At 27.5% G+C, this 20,555-nt stretch carries 24 protein-coding genes; 20 read left to right on the top strand and 4 right to left on the bottom strand.

Annotation, left to right across the window (positions count from 1 at the left end; genetic code table 11):
* Positions 1–65 precede the first annotated feature (65 nt).
* Genes recG through JW646_RS14415 form a run of 4 tightly spaced genes read left to right on the top strand, consistent with a single transcriptional unit; the run spans position 66 to position 3,737 of the window.
* On the top strand, positions 66–2,123 hold the full coding sequence (gene recG, locus JW646_RS14400; RefSeq protein ID WP_228415515.1) for an ATP-dependent DNA helicase RecG: 2,058 nt from the start codon (positions 66–68) through the stop codon (positions 2,121–2,123).
* 32 nt (positions 2,124–2,155) lie between these two features.
* Positions 2,156–2,716, top strand: a complete 561-nt coding sequence (rsmD, locus tag JW646_RS14405; RefSeq protein ID WP_331478089.1) for a 16S rRNA (guanine(966)-N(2))-methyltransferase RsmD — start codon at positions 2,156–2,158, stop codon at positions 2,714–2,716.
* Position 2,717: 1 nt separating this feature from the next.
* Positions 2,718–3,206: a pantetheine-phosphate adenylyltransferase gene (gene coaD, locus JW646_RS14410; RefSeq protein ID WP_074915295.1), complete on the top strand. Its 489-nt coding sequence runs from the start codon at positions 2,718–2,720 to the stop codon at positions 3,204–3,206.
* An 18-nt stretch (positions 3,207–3,224) separates the two neighbouring features.
* Positions 3,225–3,737, top strand: a complete 513-nt coding sequence (locus JW646_RS14415; protein ID WP_074915297.1) for a hypothetical protein — start codon at positions 3,225–3,227, stop codon at positions 3,735–3,737.
* 58 nt (positions 3,738–3,795) lie between these two features.
* Here JW646_RS14415 and ylbJ read toward each other — a convergent pair whose 3' ends face one another.
* Both ylbJ and JW646_RS14425 read right to left on the bottom strand, forming a co-directional pair.
* Complete coding sequence (gene ylbJ / locus JW646_RS14420) at positions 3,796–4,977, bottom strand: sporulation integral membrane protein YlbJ (RefSeq protein WP_228415516.1); 1,182 nt, start codon at positions 4,975–4,977, stop codon at positions 3,796–3,798.
* A 116-nt stretch (positions 4,978–5,093) separates the two neighbouring features.
* Complete coding sequence (locus JW646_RS14425) at positions 5,094–6,359, bottom strand: nucleotidyltransferase (RefSeq protein WP_228415517.1); 1,266 nt, start codon at positions 6,357–6,359, stop codon at positions 5,094–5,096.
* A gap of 385 nt (positions 6,360–6,744) precedes the next feature.
* Between JW646_RS14425 and JW646_RS14430 the strand changes: the two genes are divergently transcribed.
* From JW646_RS14430 to plsX, 4 genes are all read left to right on the top strand, one after another.
* A complete protein-coding gene (locus tag JW646_RS14430) occupies positions 6,745–7,941 on the top strand; it encodes an acetate/propionate family kinase (RefSeq protein WP_074915303.1) in 1,197 nt (398 codons plus the stop codon).
* Between the two features lie 198 nt (positions 7,942–8,139).
* Entirely contained in the window at positions 8,140–8,667 is a 528-nt protein-coding gene (locus JW646_RS14435) for a YceD family protein (protein WP_228415518.1), read from the top strand.
* A 13-nt stretch (positions 8,668–8,680) separates the two neighbouring features.
* Positions 8,681–8,857, top strand: coding sequence for a 50S ribosomal protein L32 (gene rpmF / locus JW646_RS14440; protein ID WP_018589781.1), 177 nt, complete (start codon positions 8,681–8,683; stop codon positions 8,855–8,857).
* A 153-nt stretch (positions 8,858–9,010) separates the two neighbouring features.
* Entirely contained in the window at positions 9,011–10,042 is a 1,032-nt protein-coding gene (gene plsX / locus JW646_RS14445; protein WP_228415519.1) for a phosphate acyltransferase PlsX, read from the top strand.
* Between the two features lie 49 nt (positions 10,043–10,091).
* On the opposite strand, the gene yaaA is transcribed toward plsX, so the two are convergent.
* On the bottom strand, positions 10,092–10,847 hold the full coding sequence (gene yaaA / locus JW646_RS14450; protein ID WP_148556266.1) for a peroxide stress protein YaaA: 756 nt from the start codon (positions 10,845–10,847) through the stop codon (positions 10,092–10,094).
* Between the two features lie 258 nt (positions 10,848–11,105).
* The gene (locus JW646_RS14455) at positions 11,106–11,918 is read right to left on the bottom strand and encodes a hypothetical protein (protein ID WP_074915312.1); all 813 of its coding nucleotides are present in this window, start codon (positions 11,916–11,918) and stop codon (positions 11,106–11,108) included.
* 150 nt (positions 11,919–12,068) lie between these two features.
* Here JW646_RS14455 and spoIIIAA point away from each other — a divergent pair, with 150 nt between their 5' ends.
* The 12 genes from spoIIIAA to xseA all read left to right on the top strand — a co-directional run bounded on the left by spoIIIAA (position 12,069) and on the right by xseA (position 20,553).
* Positions 12,069–13,028 (top strand): stage III sporulation protein AA, encoded by a 960-nt coding sequence (spoIIIAA, locus tag JW646_RS14460; protein WP_228415520.1) that lies wholly within the window; start codon positions 12,069–12,071, stop codon positions 13,026–13,028.
* Between the two features lie 16 nt (positions 13,029–13,044).
* Positions 13,045–13,539 carry a stage III sporulation protein AB gene (locus tag JW646_RS14465; protein WP_243132840.1) on the top strand — a complete coding sequence of 165 codons (495 nt, stop codon included), beginning with the start codon at positions 13,045–13,047 and terminating at the stop codon, positions 13,537–13,539.
* 9 nt (positions 13,540–13,548) lie between these two features.
* The gene (gene spoIIIAC, locus JW646_RS14470) at positions 13,549–13,746 is read left to right on the top strand and encodes a stage III sporulation protein AC (RefSeq protein ID WP_074915317.1); all 198 of its coding nucleotides are present in this window, start codon (positions 13,549–13,551) and stop codon (positions 13,744–13,746) included.
* Between the two features lie 24 nt (positions 13,747–13,770).
* On the top strand, positions 13,771–14,145 hold the full coding sequence (gene spoIIIAD / locus JW646_RS14475) for a stage III sporulation protein AD (protein WP_228417392.1): 375 nt from the start codon (positions 13,771–13,773) through the stop codon (positions 14,143–14,145).
* Positions 14,146–14,164: 19 nt separating this feature from the next.
* Positions 14,165–15,343: a stage III sporulation protein AE gene (spoIIIAE, locus tag JW646_RS14480; RefSeq protein WP_074915322.1), complete on the top strand. Its 1,179-nt coding sequence runs from the start codon at positions 14,165–14,167 to the stop codon at positions 15,341–15,343.
* 69 nt (positions 15,344–15,412) lie between these two features.
* Positions 15,413–15,919, top strand: coding sequence for a stage III sporulation protein AF (locus JW646_RS14485; protein WP_228417393.1), 507 nt, complete (start codon positions 15,413–15,415; stop codon positions 15,917–15,919).
* A gap of 16 nt (positions 15,920–15,935) precedes the next feature.
* On the top strand, positions 15,936–16,490 hold the full coding sequence (locus JW646_RS14490) for a stage III sporulation protein AG (protein ID WP_148556268.1): 555 nt from the start codon (positions 15,936–15,938) through the stop codon (positions 16,488–16,490).
* 19 nt (positions 16,491–16,509) lie between these two features.
* Entirely contained in the window at positions 16,510–17,196 is a 687-nt protein-coding gene (locus tag JW646_RS14495) for a SpoIIIAH-like family protein (RefSeq protein ID WP_074915325.1), read from the top strand.
* Between the two features lie 151 nt (positions 17,197–17,347).
* The gene (locus JW646_RS14500) at positions 17,348–17,767 is read left to right on the top strand and encodes an Asp23/Gls24 family envelope stress response protein (protein ID WP_018589769.1); all 420 of its coding nucleotides are present in this window, start codon (positions 17,348–17,350) and stop codon (positions 17,765–17,767) included.
* A gap of 81 nt (positions 17,768–17,848) precedes the next feature.
* Positions 17,849–18,391 carry a transcription antitermination factor NusB gene (gene nusB, locus JW646_RS14505; protein WP_228415521.1) on the top strand — a complete coding sequence of 181 codons (543 nt, stop codon included), beginning with the start codon at positions 17,849–17,851 and terminating at the stop codon, positions 18,389–18,391.
* Positions 18,372–19,337, top strand: coding sequence for an O-sialoglycoprotein endopeptidase (locus JW646_RS14510; RefSeq protein ID WP_228415522.1), 966 nt, complete (start codon positions 18,372–18,374; stop codon positions 19,335–19,337). Before nusB ends, JW646_RS14510 begins: the two co-directional genes overlap by 20 nt.
* A 10-nt stretch (positions 19,338–19,347) precedes the next feature.
* Positions 19,348–20,553: an exodeoxyribonuclease VII large subunit gene (gene xseA / locus JW646_RS14515; protein WP_228415523.1), complete on the top strand. Its 1,206-nt coding sequence runs from the start codon at positions 19,348–19,350 to the stop codon at positions 20,551–20,553.
* Positions 20,554–20,555: the final 2 nt, after the last annotated feature.

The following is a 20,555-nucleotide window of genomic DNA, read 5'->3' on the forward strand; positions in this document are numbered from 1 at the left end:
CTATAAATTAGTATATTATACAGGATTTTTTATTCGTAGGGGAATAATATTTGTAGGTGATAATTATGAATAATTTAAATAAAGAAATACAATTTGTAAAAGGAATAGGTCCTAAAAGAGCAGAAAAACTTCACAAGCTTAATATTTTTACTTTGAAAGATTTAATATATTATTTTCCAAGACAATATGAAGACAGAAGTACTATAAAAAAAATCAATCAACTGGAAAATGAAGATAAAGTATCTATAAAAGGTATTATAAGTAAAATAGATGCTTATAGTCCAAGAAAAGGTATGAAAATAACTAGAATGGATGTAAAAGATGATAGCGGGTATATTAAAATGTCATTTTTCAACCAAGAATACATCACAAAGGTGTTTAAAAGTGGAGATAGTATTTTAGTTTTTGGAAGAGTTAAGATAGAAAATAATTTTAAAGAGTTAATACCTATTGAAGTTGAGCATTATACGAATAAACCAATGTCTACTTGCAAAATTGAGCCAGTATATCCTTTGACTTATGGATTGTCTAATAAAGAGTTGCAAGGGATGATCAAATCAGTTCTTGCCAAGGAAGAATTTAAAATAAAAGAATATATGCCACGATATATACTAGAGAAATATAAATTGTGTGGTATTGATTTTGCAGTTAGAAATATACACTCTCCAACTAGCAAAGAAACTTTAAAAGTCGCATTATATAGATTAGTTTTTGAAGAGTTTTTGATTTTACAATTAGGTCTATTTTATTTTAAAAATGGGATGAATGAAGCTAGTGGAATAGCATTTGAAGAAAAAGAAAAATTAAATGATATAATAAAATCTCTTCCATTTAAACTAACTAAGGCTCAGGTTCGAGCCTTAAATGAAATTACTGAGGATATGGCTACTTCTAAAGTAATGAATAGATTGGTTCAAGGGGATGTTGGAAGTGGAAAAACAATAGTAGCATTACTTGCTTTAGCAAGGGTAGTTTCAAATGGTTATCAAGGGGCTTTAATGGCACCTACAGAGATTTTAGCATCCCAACACTATGAATCATTTAAAGAAGCATTAGAATCTTTTAATATTAAATCTGAGTTGCTTGTAGGAAGTCTTACAAAAAAACAAAAAGAAAAAGTGCTAAAGAAAGTGAAAAATCAAGAAATAGATATTCTTATTGGAACTCATGCTCTTATAGAAGATAAGGTGGAATTCAAAAATTTAGGAATGGTTATAACAGATGAACAACATAGATTTGGCGTTAGACAAAGGGCAAGATTATCAAATAAAGGAAACAGTCCAGATATTCTTGTTATGACGGCAACTCCAATACCTAGAACATTAGCTTTAATTTTATATGGAGATTTAGATATATCCATAATAGATGAGTTACCTCCAGGAAGGCAACCTGTGGAAACTATCGCTATAGAACACAAAAGAAGAAATGAGGCCTATGAAAACTTGGTAAGAAGTGAAGTTGAAAAAGGAAGACAAGTCTACGTAGTTTGTCCTTTGGTAGATGAGAGTGAAAAAATAGAAGCTACAGCAGCGGTTGAGCTTGTAGAAGAACTAAAAAGAAAATTTTTTTCGGATTTAAGAGTAGGATTGCTTCATGGAAAAATGAAACCTAGCGACAAAGATACTATAATGGATGATTTTAAAAATAAAAAGCTGGATATATTAGTATCTACTACAGTTATTGAAGTTGGAGTGAATGTACCTAATGCCACGTTGATGATAATTGAAAATTCTGAAAGATTTGGTCTAGCTCAACTACATCAACTTAGAGGACGTGTGGGAAGAGGAAAACATAAATCTTACTGTATACTAATTTATAACTCAAAGACTGAAGTATGTAGAGAGAGAATGGCTATAATGGAAGAAACTACAGATGGATTTAAAATATCTCAAAAAGACTTAGAGATAAGAGGCCCAGGAGAATTTTTTGGGACAAGGCAACATGGTCTTCCAGAGTTAAAAGTTGCAAATATTTTTAAACATATTAAAATATTAAAACAGGCCCAACTGGAGGCTAGGTACATAATTGGTCAAGATGTAATATTACAACAAGATGACAATAAAAAATTAAAAGAAGAAATATTGTATAAATTTAGTGAACGTGAAGAAATCTCATTAAATTAATTGAAATTTATGGTAAAATAAAGAAAGGAGACATAACTTTGAGAGTTATTTCAGGAAAAGCAAGAGGACTAAAATTGAATGCTCCTAAAAATGATGATGTAAGACCTACAACAGATAGGGTTAAAGAATCTTTGTTCAATATGATAAATCCATATATAATAGATAGCAATATATTAGATTTATTTGCTGGTACAGGTTCTTTAGGAATTGAATGTTTATCAAGAGGAGCAAATAAATGTATTTTTATAGATAATAGTAAGGAAAGTATAAATATTATAAAGTCCAATATAAAAAAGGCAAGAGTTGAGAATGAAAGCATAGTATTAAATTTAGATTTTAAAAGTGCTATAAATTCTCTAGCTTTAAAAAATGAAAAATTTGATGTTATATTTATGGATCCTCCATATTATAAGAATATGTTTAGTGATGCATTAGGTAGTATAGATAACAATAACCTTTTAAAAGAAGACGGAATTATTGTTGTAGAACATGATACTAAAGATAAGTTTCCGGATAATATTGGTAGGTTATACAAAAGTAGAGACAAAAAGTATGGAAATACAACATTAACATTCTATAAAGTGGAGGAATAACATGGACAAACCAATGCGTAAAGCAATATTTGCTGGTAGCTTTGACCCAATTACCAATGGACATCTAGATATAATTTTTAGAGCTGCCAAATTATTTGATGAATTACAAATAGGAGTGCTTATAAATCCTAATAAAAAGGGGCTTTTCACGCTAGAAGAAAGAGTGGAGTTAATTAAGATTTGCACAAAAGGATTAAATAATATTAAAGTTATTGAATTCCAAGGCTTATTGGTTAATTATTGTAAAGAAAATGGAATAGATACTTTAGTTAGAGGGGTAAGAAGTGAAGATGACGTTAATTATGAGCTTCAAATGGCTCATATGAATAAAGAATTAAATCCCGATATAGAAACAATATTTTTGCCAACTAACAAACAGTACTCTTTTGTAAGTTCGTCACTAATTAAAGAAGTTTTAAACTTTGGAGCCGATGTTAAAAATTTAGTGCCTATAGAAGTCATAGAGGCTATAGAAAACAAGACGAAATAGTAATTTAGGGGGATTAGTATGAAAATAGATTTAGAAATTATGGATTTATTTCAAGAGCTAGAGGAATTAATAGAAAATGCACCACTTAAAGGGCTTGCAAGGAAATCAATTAGTATAGATAAAGAAGAAATTCTTGCTATTATTAATGATATCAAAGCATTAATGCCAGAAGAAGTAAATCAAGCAATATGGATAAATAGAGAAAGACAAAGAATAATAACAGAAGCAAAAGCAGAAGCAGAACAAATTATAGAACAAGCTAACCAGGAAGCTCAAATTAAGGCTAAACAAGGAGAACAGTTCGAAGAAAATCTTAAACAACAATTTGATGATATTGTAGAATCTAATGAAGTAGTAGAAAGAGCAAAAGAAAGAGCTTCGGAAATTATAAGTAGAGCAGAGTCATATGCTCTTGAGATTAGGGAAGGTTCTATTGAATATGCAGAAGATGTTATAAGTTCTGTTGAACAAAATTTAATTGAAACTTTGGAAATTGTAAAAAGAAATAAAAGAGAATTAAGAGAAGAATAGAAAATAAGCTCCCAGTAAATTGGGAGCTTTCCTTATTTTATAAATTAATTCTTTTCAATTAATCCTTTGTTATGTATAAAAAGTATAGATTAAATATTATGTAAATAATTACAGTTATAATTAGAAATATTTTGAAGTTATAAAAATAATGATTTAAAACGTTATTATTATAAACAGAATTATAAATTGATGAAAAATTTGAAACAGGCAAATAATTTTTGCTTAAAGGATAAAGTAAAAAAGTATATAAAGCTGCAAATGTGCCATGTAAAAATTTGTTGAATATGTAAATGTTGGTATTGATGTCTGTTTTAGCTATAAAGCTACAACACTGGGCTAATATAGATAAACCACTAAAACCTATAATGAAACTGCATAAACTAGCTTTAATTGCTTCAGGAATGTATGTAATATTAGCTATGTTATTGCAACCGATGGTTATTTCGAATAACCCGCTAATAAAAGCAGAGCAAACTTCTTTTGTTATGCCTAAGAATGATAATAAAAAGCAGACTACTGAAGATATTCCATCTATTACATTGAATAAAGTTAGTATTTTAAACACTACAGAAAAAATTATTACAAAACCACCAACTGCTAATAAAGTATTTACACCACTTATAACAGCATTTCCAAATGAAATAAAAAAACCGTCTTTTTCAGGGGTGTTAATTATGTATTTTATATTATTAACTATTGTTATATTTGATCTTCCTCTTTTTTCATTTCCGTATCTTCTAAAAAGTAATCCAACGGTTATGGCACCTAAGTAGTGACAAATGAGCATTACATATCCTAAGGATGCATCCTTTAACATTCCAACAGCAACGGCACCGATTATAAATAAAGGACCAGATGTAGAACAAAACGATACTAATCTTTGACCTTCATATTGAGAAATATCTTGCTTCAACCTTAAATCAGAGGCAAGTCTAGCTCCCACTGGATAACCGGATACAGCTGAAATAGCAAAAACTAATGCGCTTTTGCCGGATATATTAAAAACAAGTTGGGTTATGGGGTTTATAATAGCGCCTATAATATCAACTACTCTCAAAGAAACTATTAAATTGGCTCCTATTATAAAAGGTAGTAAAGAGGGCATTAATATATTAACCCATATATGTATTCCATTGGCTGCAGCTTCAATGGAATCGTTGGGAAAAATTATAATCCCAATAATTAATAATAAAACTATAACTTTGGGTAAAAAATATTTTGTTAATTTATATATGTTCATAAAATCACCTAACAAATAAAGACTTTAAGGTATTATATTAATTTTAAAAGTAAAATATGAAAAATTCAGAAACTAAAAAAGAAAAAGACTATAAATAAAGTCCTTTTCTTCTTTAATCATGGCAAATATTTAGGTGATAAATAATAATCCATTGGTCCTTTTAATAAATGTTTATTATTTTTATAATAAACAAGATTATACATATTACTAGATTTTAAGTCATATTTAATAAGAGTTTTAAATGTTGAGTCTTCGATATGACTTATTTTTGAAAACTTAGTGATAATTTCAACATCACTAGAAGTTTTGATTTTTTTTATAATTTCACGGCCTTTATTATTAAAAGCTAAAACCCTAATGTAAGGAACAGAATTTAAATCTTTTACCCTTATAACATCTTCTTTCGTAATGCCCAATAAAATATTATTTAAAGTTCTTTTTATTTTAGTCATAGTGTAACGTTTTGATTTTGTTGAATTTATTAAATCTTCTAAGTTAGAAGAGGTAAATATATTTGAATAAATTTTATTTTCTATACCTTCATTTACTTCGAAGTAACTATGCAAATTATCATAATCTCTAATGATGATAGATGATAAAATATTATAAAACATATAATCAAATACAGGTGTGAAATTGTTATCAATTTTACTATTTATTTCATTGAAGGTTGATTTTGGGATAACATTTTCAATGTGACTTAAATTAGCCCCCTCTCTTAGAACATTTCTAATAGCTGTAGCTGAGCAAATATTGCTACTTATATCATTAGAATTATACTCGGAAGCAATTCTAGTAATAGTATAAGGCTTAATATTGCTGCTTAATTTAATTAAACTTTTAATATATTCAATACCTAAAATATTATTAGAAGAATTCAAAACTTGTTGAAGTTGGTTTTCGTTTAAGTGTAAAAGATTTTGCGCTTTTATATATTCAAATAAAGCTTTGCTTCTTGCCAAAGGGAAAACGTGACCATCGTCTAAATGTTTTTTTAAAGCTGATTTAAATTCTTCGGGTTCTTGAACTAAAATTTTTGCTATGGTACTTAAAATTTCAACGCTACCTTCTTCACTACCGAAGCAAACTGAATTAACACAATTAAGAGAATTTAAAATACTTATAGCTCCATGTGAAAAGATTTCCGCACTTTGGCAAGCGTATAGAGTTGGAAGCTCTATTACTAAATCTACACCATTTTTTACGGCCATTTCAGCTCTTGTATATTTATCAAACAAAGCAGGTTCTCCTCTTTGTAAAAAAGAACCACTCATTATTGCCATGGTATGAGTAGCATTTGTTTTTTCTTTTGATTTTTCTAAATGGTATTTATGACCATTGTGAAATGGGTTGTATTCAACGATTAATCCTAATAAGTTCATACAATGCTCCTTTTAGTAATTTTACTACATAATAGTATGTTATATTTTTTAAGTTGACAAAAATAGAGGAAATACTTAATAATAATAGAATAATATAAAATGTGTTATTAAGGCACATAAATATGTTTTATTATATGAATAATAAGTAAGACATCTTATTTTGAAAGTTAAATTTAATTAATTATCTATTATACCAAATAAATAATGATATAAAAGAGATATATCGTAATATTTAAATATTACATACTAGGATATTTTTATAAATAGTATGTACTTTTAATTAAAAAGGTGTTATATTTATTATGATTGACAATATAAAGTTAAATAGTCATTTTGAATATTAATTTAAGGAAAATTTTTAAATTTTTAAGGAGGATTGCTAATAATGAAAGTATTAGTATTAAACTGTGGTAGTTCTTCATTAAAATATCAATTAATAGATATGGAAAATGAAGCAGTATTATGTGTAGGATTAGTAGAAAGAATAGGTATAGAAGGTTCTATACTTAAGCAAGAAAAAGATGGTGTTGAAGGTAAATACATAGTTGAACAACCAATGAAAAACCATGAAGAAGCTATAAAATTAGTTTTAGATGCTGTAGTTGACTCAACTTACGGTGGTGTAAAAGATATTAAAGAAGTAGAAGCAGTAGGACACAGAGTTGTTCATGCTGGTGAAAAATTTGCAACATCAGTTGTTATAACTGATGAAGTAGAAGCAGCTTTAAAAGAGTGTATAGATTTAGCTCCACTTCATAACCCAGCTAACATAATGGGAATAGATGCTTGTAAAGCTATACTTCCAGGAGTACCAATGGTAGCTGTATTTGATACTGCTTTCCATCAAACAATGCCTAAGAAATCTTACTTATATGGTTTACCACATGAGTTATACACTAAATACGGTGTAAGAAGATATGGATTCCACGGAACTTCTCATAAATATGTATCTCAAAGAGCTGCACAAATGTTAGGAAAAGACATAAAAGATCTTAAAATAATAACTTGTCACTTAGGAAACGGAGCTTCTATAGCTGCTGTTGATGGTGGTAAATGTGTAGATACTTCTATGGGATTCACTCCATTAGAAGGTTTAATAATGGGAACTAGATGTGGAGATATAGATGCTGCTATATTACCATTCTTAATGAGAAAAGAAAACTTAAATGCTGATCAATTAGATGCAATAATGAATAAACAATCAGGAGTATATGGAATGACTGGTATATCTTCTGACTTTAGAGATATAGAAGGTGCAGCAGAAAAAGGTGACGAAAAAGCGCAAGTTGCTTTAGATGCATATGTACAAAAAGTTAAAAAATATATAGGTTCTTATGCGGCTGAAATGAACGGTGTAGATGCTGTAGTATTTACTGCTGGTGTTGGTGAGAACGGAATAGAAATAAGAGAATCTATAGCTTCAAACATGGAATTCTTAGGAATGAAGTTAGATAAAGAAGCTAACAAAGTTAGAGGTAAAGAAAGAGTAATATCTACAGAAGATTCTGCAGTTAAAATATTATTAGTACCTACAAACGAAGAATTAATGATAGCTAGAGATACTTTAACATTAGTTAAATAATTATAAAATATGTTATTTATAAATGTATTATAAATTTTAAGGTAGGCTTTGACCTACCTTAAAATAATTTTAACAACATATTTTGAAGATATTTACAGATAAAATATTAAAATCTTATTTTTAACTATCAAGTAAAAATACTTGACAAACATTGACTAGATTTGTATAATAAATTTGGTAATATAACGAGGTGAAAGTATGATAATTAGTCTAGATAAGTTAGATAGAAAAGAAACTGATAAAATAGACTTGAATTTTTCACAAAAAATTGATACTATTAATTATTGTGAGAACACATATAAAATAGCTTCACCGTTAAACCTAACAGGTAAAATATCTAGAACTAATAAAGGATATTATTTAGATGCTAATGTTAGTTTCCAAATGATAGACAATTGCGCTAGATGTTTAGATGAAGTTAAAGTACCAATAGAATATGCTATAGAAGGTTTCTTAGTGAAAGAAGATTTTGACGAAGATGAGTTTGAAGATTGTGATGCTTTTATTATTGACGGTGATGAAGTAAATTTACTTGACGTAATAGGACAAACATTAATTTTTAATTTACCAGCACAATCTCTTTGTAAAGACGACTGTGAAGGCCTTTGTCACGATTGTGGAGCTAACCTAAATAGGGAAACTTGTGCATGTAGCCAAATTGCCAATGACGAGGATGATATAGATCCACGTTTTGCTAAATTAAAAGATTTATTTAAAAATGACTAAGGAGGTGGCTTAAATGGCAGTACCTAAGCGTAAAACAGCTAAATCAAAAACTAAAATGAGAAGAGCGGCTAACTCAAAAATGACAGCAACAGGATTCGTAGAGTGTCCACAATGTCATGAACCAAAATTACCACATAGAGTTTGTCCAGATTGTGGACATTACAAAGGTAAAGAAATAGTATCTGAATAATGATATTTTTAAAAACATGTAGAGTAATCTACATGTTTTTTTGTTAAAATATAAAAATAAATGAAGTTGAAAAAATAAAATAATTACTGTAAAATACTAATAATATTTTGTAGTTATATATAAATTTATACATAAATATACGAGGAGGTAATTATGAGAATAGTAGTAGATGGAATGGGTGGAGATAATGCTCCTAAAGCCATAGTAGGTGGAGTTGTTGATGCTATAAAAGAATATAATGTAGAAATAGTAATTACAGGAGATAAAGAAATCCTTGAAAAAGAATTCTCATCATATGAGTTTGATAGAAGTAAATTAGAAATAGTGCATACTACGGAAATTATTGAAAATGAAGATAAACCAGTTCAAGCAATAAGAAGAAAAAAAGATTCATCTATGGTTGTAGGTTTGAATTTAGTGAAAGAAAAGAAAGCCGACGCTATAGTATCAGCAGGTAGTACGGGAGCTTTACTTACAGGAGCTACTTTAGTGGTTGGAAGAATAAAAGGAATAGACAGACCTTGTCTTTGCCCTTGTATGCCAAATATAAAAGGAAGTATGACTATAATAGCGGATGGTGGAGCTAATGCAGACTGTAAGTCTAGAAATTTAAGTGAGTTTGCAATGATGGCTAATATTTATCTTAAAAAAGTGTTAAATATGGAAAATCCAAGAGTTGGTATTGCAAATATCGGATCTGAAGAAGGAAAAGGAAATGAGCTAGTAAAAACTGCTTATGAAGAATTAAAAAATATGGATTTAAACTTCATAGGTAATGTGGAAGGCAGAGATGTTATAGCATCTAAGGCTGATGTAATAGTTTGTGATGGTTTTACAGGCAATATAATGTTAAAAACTTGTGAAGGTGTTGCGATGGGAATGATGAAGCTTATGAAGGAAACTTTAATGAGCAGTACAAAAGGAAAGCTTGGAGCATTATTAATAAAAGAAGACTTAAGAAAGCTAAAAGCATTTATGGATTATTCTGAATATGGTGGAGCGCCTTTCTTAGGAGTAAAAGGTGGAGTAATAAAAGCCCATGGAAGCTCAGATGCTAAGGCTATAAAAAATGCTATAAATCAAGCTATACACTTTGTAAATGGTAATGTGGTAGAAGATATAGAATCATATTTACAAGAAAAAAAAGAAGATGAAAAATCCAATGAAAATAAAGAAGAAAACTAATAAAAAATTAAAATAAAAAACTTCCAATTAATTTGGAAGTTTTTTTATTTTAATCTTCTTTAATGAAAATAAATTTTCTACTAGTGGATAAACTGTTAGCAAACTTATAATTATTAAATTTAAAGTTTTTTAAGTCTTCAGGATTATTAATTTTATTTTCAACTATATATTTTATCATTTGTCCTCTAGCCATTTTTGCTAATGTTGCAAGAGTCTTTAATTTTCCGTCCTTATGGACTTTAAATTCTATATCGATAAATATATCATCTTCATTTAAAAATCTTCTTACGGTCTTAGCATATTCTTCAGAAGCTAAATTGATAATCACATTATCTTCACTATATAGTTTATTATATATTTTATTATCCCAAAATTTATAAAGATTTTTGTCGTGGATTTTTATGGGAGATTGCATTTCTAGTCTATAGGGTAAAATTTCATCCAAAGGATTTACCACACCATAAAATGCGTCTAAAATTTTTATATGATTATTAGCAAATTCAAAATCTTCTAGACAAAAATCTTCTGAATTTATATTTTTAAAAACTAAACCATCATAAGCTAAAAGACCACATACGCCTCCTTCTTGGAAATTAAAATCTTGAAAATATGCATAAGACTGAAATGCTATTTTTTCATTAACTTTCATTAAAGACTGTATATCATGTGGGCTTAAAGACTTTAATACTTGCACTATTTCTTTTGTTTCCTTTGTAAAGTATCTATTTTTCCCTATAGTTTTAGGAATTATATTATTAATTTTAATATTTCGCATGTTTTTGGCAGGTGAAATAATTGATATCAAACTTTTGCCTCCTAATAATTTAAGTATTGTTTTTATGTATTCACAATTATATCATACAAATATAAAAAAATTAATTTGTACTACAACTATTTTTATATTATGAAAAAAGAAACTATTTTACATGAGAAATATATTTTACATTTTTTGTTAATAATGGTTAAATTTTATATGGAGTATAGAAATTTGAACAAATAAAAAACCCTTTGCAAATATTGTCTAAGGGTTTTTTATTTTATTAATCAATGGATTTTAAAATATTTATCTTTTTATTTTGTAAATAAAATAAGAAATAAAAAGTGAAACAAGAGAAAATACCAATCCCAATGCTAGGAAAAATATTATATATATTATTATATTCATGAAAATTAGTAATAAGTAATTTAAATTCAAATTTAAAAAAATACTAATTAAGCAAACTGCAAAGAAAATTAAAAACAATGATAGTATACCAACACTGCTATTCTCAAAATCTTTCTTACTTAAGGAGATATGTGATGAAACACAAAACATTAAGTAAATAAAAATATAAAAATTAATACTACTCAAATTATTCATATTAAAAATAGAAATTAATAAATTTTTACTTAAAGATAGTAATAAAAAAATGGTATTTTCAATATTTACTGTAGATAAGTGAGTAAAATAACTACTAATATTAATACTTTCATAAATAGAAGGTAGTAATAATTTAAAAGAAAAAATTATAAATAAAGTACCAGATATCATGGGTCCTATGCCGATAAAAAAGTTTCCTGCCTTCTCATATAAACTTCTATCGTTGTATCTATGAGAAACATATCCAAGTGTCTCTTCATGCTTATATCCTTTAAAATTAAATAATTGAAAATCACCTACTTTATGATGAAATATTAAACACATAATTAAATGACCAATTTCATGAACCGTTGTACCTATTACACCAGTAAATAAAATTCCTTTACTGCCAAAAGTTGAGTATATATATAAACTATTTCTTTTTTCAATAAGGCTATAAATATATCCAAAAGCAAGAAAAACTCCTGTAACGGATAAAGTGATAAGAATACTATATTTTAATGATAAATAAATCATTTTGCCTCCTTAAGTTAATTGATTATTATTAAATACTATCATAGCTTATAAGAATGTCAACAGATTCAAGAACATAAAAGTTGTTCTAAAAGTAATATTTAACACATCTAATAAATATAAATATTATAAACAAGAGAGGAGGACAAGGTGATGAAATTATCTGATGAAATTATTAATTCATTATCTCTTAATTTAAGGAATAAAATTAAAACGATTCAAGGAGAGAATATTGAAGAAATAAGACTTAGAATCAACAAACCTTTGATAATTAACGGAAACCAGAAAGATTACTTTTACAATGAAAAATACAATAAATTAGACTTAAATATGGACAAGGCTTATATAGTAACTAAAGAAGATGTAGAACAAACTTTTCAAATTATATGCAAATACTCGATTCACTCATTTATGGATGATATAAAAAAGGGATTTGTAACTTTAAGAGGTGGACATAGAGTAGGTATAGTTGGAAAAGCCATAGTTGAAAATGGAAAAGTTGAAAATTTAAAACATATATCTTCTTTAAATATAAGAATATCCAAGGAAGTTAAAGACTGTTCTGATAAAGTTATGGATCACATTATAAAAAGTCCTACTAAAATAAATAATACCATAATAATATCACCACCTCAGTGTGGCAAAACCACACTTTTAAGAGACATAGTAAGGAATTTAAGTAATGGGACTGAAAAATACAACTTTAAAGGTGTAAATGTTGCTTTAATAGATGAAAGAAACGAAATAGCAGGATCTTATTTGGGAACACCCCAAATGGATGTGGGAATTAGGACAGACATTATAGAGACATGCCCAAAGGATGTGGGAATAATGATGGTTTTAAGATCAATGTCACCAAATGTAATAATAACAGATGAAATTGGCACGGAAAAGGATATAAAAGCTTTATATACTGCTTTAAATGGAGGTGTGGGGCTTATAACTACAGTACATGGAGACTCCATTGAAGATATAAGAAACAAAAAAGAACTAAATAATTTATTAGATGAAGAATTATTTAAAAAGGTTATTTTACTTTCTGCAAAAAGGGGACCAGGAACAGTAGAAAAAATATATGATTTACAAGAAAAGAGATGGTACTTTGCAAATTAAAATATTTTTCATAGGGATGCTAATAGGATCCAGTTATCTTATAGGTGATACTATACATAAAGCATTTATTAAAAGACATAAGGAATTAAATGAAGTTATTAGGATATTAGAAATAATCAGAATGGATTTGGCTTTTGGGTTATACACATTAGAAGAAGTTTTTTATAGAGCATCATTAAAACAAGATTATTGTCTTTGTGGTTTTTGCAAAAATATGCAAGAGGATTTAAAGAAAGAAGATGGCAGAACTTTAGAAGAAATGCTAAGTAAAAACATTATAAAACTAAAGAAAGAGACAAATTTACAAAACAAAGAAATAGATGAGTTAAAAAAATTATTTTTAACTTTGGGACAAAGTGATGTAGAATCACAACAAAGATTGATAGATTTAACTTGTGAAAATTTAAAAAAATTTACTAGTGATAGCAAAGAAGAAATTTTTAAAAAGGGTTCACTTTATAAAAAGCTAATAACATTTATAGGCATTTGTATAGGAATAATTTTAATTTAGGAGGTTAATATGGAAATAGCATTGATATTAAAAGTGGCGGGTGTTGGTATCTTAATATCAGTATTAAACATGATTTTAGAAAAAGTAGATAGAAAGGATTGGGCAACACTTACAACACTTGTAGGTGTGGTGATTGTTTTAGGATTAGTCATAACAGAAATTAGTGATTTATTCAATACAGTTAGAACAATGTTTCAACTTTACTAAAGAGGAGGAGATACTTTGGAAGTTATGCAATTAGTTGGAATTTCAATGGTTTCTACCATACTCTGTTTAGTCATAAGAAAAGATAGACCAGAAATGGCGAATTTTGTTGCCATAACAGCAGGAGTGATAATATTATTATCTGTTGTTATGAAATTGAATTTTATAATTGAAGGAATACAGTCCTTAGCTGATAAGGTAAATATTCCAACCATGTACATAAGTTTAATAATTAAGTTGATTGGTATTTGTTATATTATAGAATTTGCTGTTTCTCTTTGTAACGATTGTGGGGAAAAAAACATTGCGACTAAGTTAGAGTTTGGTGGAAAAATAATCATTATGACAATGTCATTTCCTATACTTTTATCCATTGTAGATACAATAATAAGTTTAATTTAAAGTAGGAGAATGATTTATTATGAAAAACAAAATTTTAGGTCTTGTTTTAATTATTTTATTCTCTTTAACATCTGCATCATTTGCACAGGACAAGAACAATGATGAAGAATATGAGGATACTAAAAATAACATAGATCTATATATAGATAATCAGTTAAGTAAAATAAACATAGATGAAATAGAAAGATACGTAAAAGAAGATAACGTAATAAAAGACATAAATCTTAAAGAATATATAAAAGATTTGATAGGGGGAAAAGCAAATATACTAGACTTATTTGATAAAAACAAAATTAAATCAGCAGTTTTTTCAGAAATAAAAACTAGTATTAAAATTGCAGTTAGCATTTTAGTCTTAGCTTTATTATCATCCATAATAAAAAGTTTAGAAAATTCTTTTTCATCATCAAGTATTAGTACAGTAACAAATTATATAGTTTTTATAACTGTAGTAACATTAACTCTTGTAAGCTTTAAAGACATATTGGCGTTATGTTATGCCACTATAGAAAGTATTATAGGACTTGTTAATGTAATTATACCAATAATGATCTCACTTTTAGTTTTAGTAGGATTTCCAATCACATCTACAGCCTTAAATCCAATTTTTATTGGAGGAATTGCAGCTATAAATATTGTATTTAAAAAATTTATATTTGTAGCCATATCTTTAGCTTTTGCCATATTAGTAATAAATAAGGTAACTAATAATATCAAATTAAATAGATTATCATCGTTTATCAAACAAATTAATGTAGTGACTTTAGGAGCTGTATTTACCTTGTACCTTGGATTAGTATCCATACAAGGTTTATATGTCACATCCTTTGATAAGTTTACAGTAAAAACAGCTAAATTTGCTGTTGGAAACTTTATTCCAGTAGTTGGAGGATTTGTATCAGATTCTGTTGATATATTGCTATCATCATCTCAACTTATAAAAAATGTATTTGGTGGAGTGGGGTTAGTAATTTTAGTAGGATTGTGCTTAATACCAATAATAAAAATATTATCAGTAATACTTGTATATAAATTATGTGCCATAGTAGTAGAACCTATCGGAGAAGATAACATATCATCTTTCTTAAATGAAGTATCAAATTTAATGATAATAATTTTGGCTACAATTATTGCTGTAACAATAATGTTTTTTGTAACCATAGCTATATTAACTTCCATAAGTGCAGTAGCAACTTAAAGTAAAAGGGAGGGATATATTATTGCTAGTATAAAGGAATGGATAATATCGATTATAGTAGGGGCATTTATTATTAATATGGTAGATATGATTTTACCAAACACTAAAGTAAAGCCATATATAAATTTGGTATGTAATTTTATATTCGTATTTATGATAATAAGTCCTGTAGTAGGTTTTTTTTCTAGTAACATGTCATTGGAAGATACAATATTAAAAAAAATGGGTGATTACTCAAAAATGTATGTGGATAGTTATAATGATTTAGCAGGAAAAACAAACAATGAAAACTTAAGCAAAGGATATAAAGATGGTCTTAAAAGTGTGTTACAACTCAAATTAGACGAGTACGGGTATGAATTAGAAGACTTAAAAATTAATGGATCAGATATTGAAACTATAAAAATAAAAGAAAAAAACAGTAATAATGACAATAATAAGGACATACAATCTAATGACACAAAAGAAGAAGAAGTATTTAGAAGTAAAAATGAGTTGAACTTAAAAGAAAGTAAACTAAAAGAAGACTTAATAAAGGTACTAGATGTATCCATTGAGGATATAGAAATTGATTAAGAGGAGTTGGGGTAAGTTGAAAAAAATTAACGAATTATTCAATGATATGGAAAAAAAGAAATTGAAACCATTAATTTTTTTGGCGGGAATTTGTATATTAGCTCTTATAGTCATATCAGTAATGCCAGATGGAAAAAAAGAACAATCAAATGTTAGTACGGAGCCCGAAACTAAAACGTCTGCTGCTGAAGCTGAAAAAGAAGATTTAGAAGGTAAATTGACCCAAATACTAAGTAAAATTAATGGAGCTGGAGATGTGGATGTTATGATTACTTTCCAATCTAGCGAAGAAATTGTTCCAGCATACAATTCTAATACAACAACAGAAACCACTAAAGAACAAGATTCTTCTGGAGGGGAAAGGACAACTACTAGTTCAACAGAAAATAAAACAATGATCACATCCAATTCAAATGACCCAGTAGTATTAAAAACATCTGAAGCTAAAATAAAAGGTGTGATAGTAGTATCAAGTGGAGCAAATGATCAAGCTGTAAAGGAATTGTTGTATGATGCAGTTAAAACATCTCTACAAATATCAGGTCATCAAGTAGAGATATACGCTAAATAATAAGGGGTGGAGGATAAAAATGAAATTTAATTTTAAAAATAGAGGTTTTGTTGTATTAGCATTATCTACAATGTTAATAGCTGTTGGGGTTATAAATTATCAGTTAAGTAAACAATCAGCACTTACTGTGTCTAAAGAATTTGAGGCTTATGAACAGGCTCAGCAAGATAAAAATACGGATAAAACAAAAACAGCAAATAATGATAAGGATGAAAAAAATAGTAAGGAGACGGCAGAAATAACTGTTGTAGATAGTAAGGATAGTGAAAGTGATGAAGTTAAAGATAAAGCAGTGGAAACAAGCAAAGAAATAGAAGAACAATTGACTTCAAAGGAAAACATGAACAAGTCTACATATATTCTTGATATGAAAATGACAAGAGAAAAACAAAGAAATGATTTATCAGAAGAATTAAATGAAATAATAAATAATCCTTCTACTACAGATAAATCAAGAGAAGAAGCATCCAATATGAAACTTCAACTTGTTAAATATCAAGAAACTGAATTAAAAATAGAAAATTTATTAAGTGCTAAGGGATTTGAAAATGCTTTAGTATACATAGGTGAAGGTAATGTGAATGTAGTAGTAAACAAACAAGATTTGTCAAAGAGTGAAGCAGCAAGAATATTTGACTTAGTAGCACAACAAGCTGGAGTATCTTACGATAAAATTAAATTAATGAATAGTTATAGTCAAAAGTAATAAATTGATTTTAAATTACTACTTTTAGGTTATAATAATATATAATCACTAAAACCTCAGAAAATGCTGAGGTATTTTCTTGCAAAACTGACTATAATTTGCTATGATAATATATAATTATAAAAACCTTAATACAGGGGGTAACAATCTCATGGAAAATAACAATAATTTAGGGCAAGTTAAAATTTCGAATGATGTTATAGTTACAATAGCTGGATTAGCTGCTTTAGAAGTAGAAGGTGTAGAGACAATAACTTCATTAACAGATAAATTACTTAAAAACAACGGTGTAAAAATCCAAATGGAAGACGGTAAAGTTACTTTAGATGTAGTTATAACTATTGAATATGGTATGTCAATACCAGATGTATCACTTAAAGTACAAGAAAATGTTAAAAATACAGTTGAAACAATGACTGGATTAGAAGTTTCTCAAGTGAATATACAAGTTCAAGAAATTAGCTTCAAGAAAGAAAAAGAAGAAAAAGAACTAGCAAAGCAAGCTAAAAAAGAAGAAGCTAAATTAGCAAAACAAGCTAAGAAAGAAGAATCTAAGCAAATCACTAAATAAATTAAATAAAGCCCTCTGAAAATCAGAGGGTTTTTTATTGCTTAAGTGGTAAATAATAAGACTGAAGGAGGTTCATTAAGAATGAAAAACGACAATGTAAGCAAAATAAGTTATATTGAAAAAGCTAGAAAAATAACAAGTAGAGAATATTTAATGAAATTAATTTATCAAATAGATATATTAGAAGGTGATTTACAAGATATAAATAATTATTTTGAAGATTTTTTAAATAATAACGAAGAATACATAATAAATAGATATGAAGAATTATTATTACAATTCTCAAATGAAAATTGTGTTGATTTAGAGCGTGTAAATATGAACAACGCAATAGATATGAAATATATGAAAAGAGTTTGTAATGAACTAAGTGAACATTGCTATGATATAGAAGAGCTAATAACAAAACATGCCCTAAATTGGTCTCTAAATAGAATAGCAAAAGTAGATTTAGCAATATTAAAACTTTCAATTTGTGAAATTGTATACATGAGCAAAGAAGTACCTATTAGGGTTTCAATAAACGAAGCTATCGATTTAGCAAAATTATATTGTGACGATAAATCTCCTAAATTTATAAACGGAATATTAGGAAGTGTTGTTAATGACACGAAAGAACAATAATATTATATTAGGATTTGATACTAGCTGCTATACAACATCTATAGCAGCTATCTCTTTAAATAAAGAGATTGTATTAAATGAAAAAATAATATTAAAAGTAAAAAAAGACAATAAAGGTCTTAGACAAAGTGAAGCAGTTTTTCAACATGTAAATAATATGGGAGAATTATCACAAATAATAAATAATAAATTAAAAAATTATAATATTTTAGGTATATGTGTATCAACAAAACCAAGACCAGTTGATAGTTCTTATATGCCTGTTTTTTCTGTGGGATATAATTTTGCAAAATTACTAAGTAGCATTAATAACTGTCCTTTTTATGAAACCACTCATCAAGAAAATCATATAGAAGCAAGCCTATTTAATAAAAACTTGGAAAATGAAGATAAGTTTTTAGCAGTTCATATGTCTGGTGGAACTACAGAAATACTTTTAGTAGAAAGAAAAGATAATGACTATAAGATAGAAATTGTAGGTGGAAGTTTAGATGTGAGTTTTGGTCAGTTAATAGATCGCTTAGGTGTTAGACTGAATTATAATTTCCCTTGTGGAAAATATATAGATGAGAATGCTTTAAAATGTAATGAAAAAATCAAAAATGGATTAAAAACAAGTGTAAAAGAAGGATATATGAATTTATCTGGAATAGAAAATCAAATTAATAAAATAATTTACGATTACAATGAAGAATATCTTAGTAAAATTCTTTTAGATACATTGATTAGATCCATGTATAAATCATTAACTTACATATGTGAAAAGCATGAGTTAAAAGAAGTTGTATTTGGAGGCGGAGTGTCTGCAAGTGAATATATTCAAAAAGAATTAAGTAAAAAATTAAAGGGAGAAAGTATAAAAGCTTACTTCACTGACAAAGAATATGCAACAGATAATAGTGTAGGATGTGCTATAATAGGATTAAATAAAATGAAGAATTATTAGGAGTGGATGTATGAAACTTAGAGCTTTAGATATAAGCGAAGCAAATTCATATATAAAAAGAATATTAATAAATGACCCTATTCTTTATAACCTTAGAGTAAAAGGAGAAATTTCTAATTTTAAGGTTCATAGTAGTGGTAATGTTTATTTATCCTTAAAAGATGAAAAGTCAAAATTAAATTGTATTATTTTTAAAAGTAATTATGATAAAAGTTTAAAATTAGATAATGGTGTTAAAATAATTGCATCAGGATATATTTCTGTATATGAGAGAGACGGTGCCTATCAACTTTATATAAATGAAGTGGAAATTGAAGGTATAGGCAATTTATATATTGAGTTTAATAAATTAAAAGAAAAACTAAAAAAAGAAGGATTATTTGATACTAAATATAAAAAAGAAATACCTAAAATGCCAAAATCTATAGGCATAGTAACATCACCTACTGGTGCTGTTATAAGAGATATTATAAATGTTACTAAAAGAAGATTTCCAAAGGTGGATATAAAACTATATCCAGTAAATGTTCAAGGAGAAAAATCTGCTAAAGATGTTTGTGAAGGAATTGAATTTTTTAATAAAATGGAAAATGTGGATACCATAATAGTAGGCAGAGGAGGCGGTTCTTTAGAAGAACTCTGGTCCTTCAATGAAGAAATAGTAGCAAGAGAAGTATTTAAATCAAAAATACCTATAATATCTGCAGTAGGCCATGAAACGGATTTTACAATTTGTGACTTTGTATCAGATATGAGAGCGCCTACGCCATCTGCAGCAGCAGAAATTGCAACACCAGATTTGTCACAAATTTATTATAAACTTGATAATATAAGAAATAGAATGAATAGGTCTTTAAATAATCAAGTAACATTAGATAATGAAAAGCTTGTGAATACCTTTGAAAAAATTAATAATTATATGAAAAACTATGTAATAAGGGACAAAGTTATACAGTTAGACCAAATTTATGATAAAATAAATTTTAGATTAGAACAAAACTTAGAGACTTCTAAAGAAAAGCTTTCAAAAAAAGCAGCTCTTTTACATAACCTAAGTCCTCTTGCTACAATAAGTAGAGGATATTCTATTGTTGAAAAAGATAATAAAGTTATTAATTCTATTAAAGAAGTAGATGTGAATGAGGATATAAATATAACTTTAAAAGACGGTAGTTTAGAGTGTAATATAAATAAAATTAATAGTAAAGAGGTATAATC

Source organism: Terrisporobacter hibernicus (assembly GCF_020809405.1).
GTDB classification, from domain to species: domain Bacteria; phylum Bacillota; class Clostridia; order Peptostreptococcales; family Peptostreptococcaceae; genus Terrisporobacter; species Terrisporobacter petrolearius.

Bases quoted from the DNA above. Each gene is read 5' to 3' on its own strand.
- recG (WP_228415515.1), top strand. From the start codon at position 66: ATGAATAATTTAAATAAAGAAATACAATTTGTAAAAGGAATAGGTCCT.
- coaD (WP_074915295.1), top strand. From the start codon at position 2,718: ATGGACAAACCAATGCGTAAAGCAATATTTGCTGGTAGCTTTGACCCA.
- JW646_RS14415 (WP_074915297.1), top strand. From the start codon at position 3,225: ATGAAAATAGATTTAGAAATTATGGATTTATTTCAAGAGCTAGAGGAA.
- ylbJ (WP_228415516.1), bottom strand. From the start codon at position 4,977: ATGAACATATATAAATTAACAAAATATTTTTTACCCAAAGTTATAGTT.
- JW646_RS14425 (WP_228415517.1), bottom strand. From the start codon at position 6,359: ATGAACTTATTAGGATTAATCGTTGAATACAACCCATTTCACAATGGT.
- JW646_RS14430 (WP_074915303.1), top strand. From the start codon at position 6,745: ATGAAAGTATTAGTATTAAACTGTGGTAGTTCTTCATTAAAATATCAA.
- JW646_RS14435 (WP_228415518.1), top strand. From the start codon at position 8,140: ATGATAATTAGTCTAGATAAGTTAGATAGAAAAGAAACTGATAAAATA.
- rpmF (WP_018589781.1), top strand. From the start codon at position 8,681: ATGGCAGTACCTAAGCGTAAAACAGCTAAATCAAAAACTAAAATGAGA.
- plsX (WP_228415519.1), top strand. From the start codon at position 9,011: ATGAGAATAGTAGTAGATGGAATGGGTGGAGATAATGCTCCTAAAGCC.
- JW646_RS14455 (WP_074915312.1), bottom strand. From the start codon at position 11,918: ATGATTTATTTATCATTAAAATATAGTATTCTTATCACTTTATCCGTT.
- spoIIIAA (WP_228415520.1), top strand. From the start codon at position 12,069: ATGAAATTATCTGATGAAATTATTAATTCATTATCTCTTAATTTAAGG.
- JW646_RS14465 (WP_243132840.1), top strand. From the start codon at position 13,045: ATGCTAATAGGATCCAGTTATCTTATAGGTGATACTATACATAAAGCA.
- spoIIIAC (WP_074915317.1), top strand. From the start codon at position 13,549: ATGGAAATAGCATTGATATTAAAAGTGGCGGGTGTTGGTATCTTAATA.
- spoIIIAD (WP_228417392.1), top strand. From the start codon at position 13,771: ATGCAATTAGTTGGAATTTCAATGGTTTCTACCATACTCTGTTTAGTC.
- spoIIIAE (WP_074915322.1), top strand. From the start codon at position 14,165: ATGAAAAACAAAATTTTAGGTCTTGTTTTAATTATTTTATTCTCTTTA.
- JW646_RS14495 (WP_074915325.1), top strand. From the start codon at position 16,510: ATGAAATTTAATTTTAAAAATAGAGGTTTTGTTGTATTAGCATTATCT.
- JW646_RS14500 (WP_018589769.1), top strand. From the start codon at position 17,348: ATGGAAAATAACAATAATTTAGGGCAAGTTAAAATTTCGAATGATGTT.
- nusB (WP_228415521.1), top strand. From the start codon at position 17,849: ATGAAAAACGACAATGTAAGCAAAATAAGTTATATTGAAAAAGCTAGA.
- JW646_RS14510 (WP_228415522.1), top strand. From the start codon at position 18,372: ATGACACGAAAGAACAATAATATTATATTAGGATTTGATACTAGCTGC.
- xseA (WP_228415523.1), top strand. From the start codon at position 19,348: ATGAAACTTAGAGCTTTAGATATAAGCGAAGCAAATTCATATATAAAA.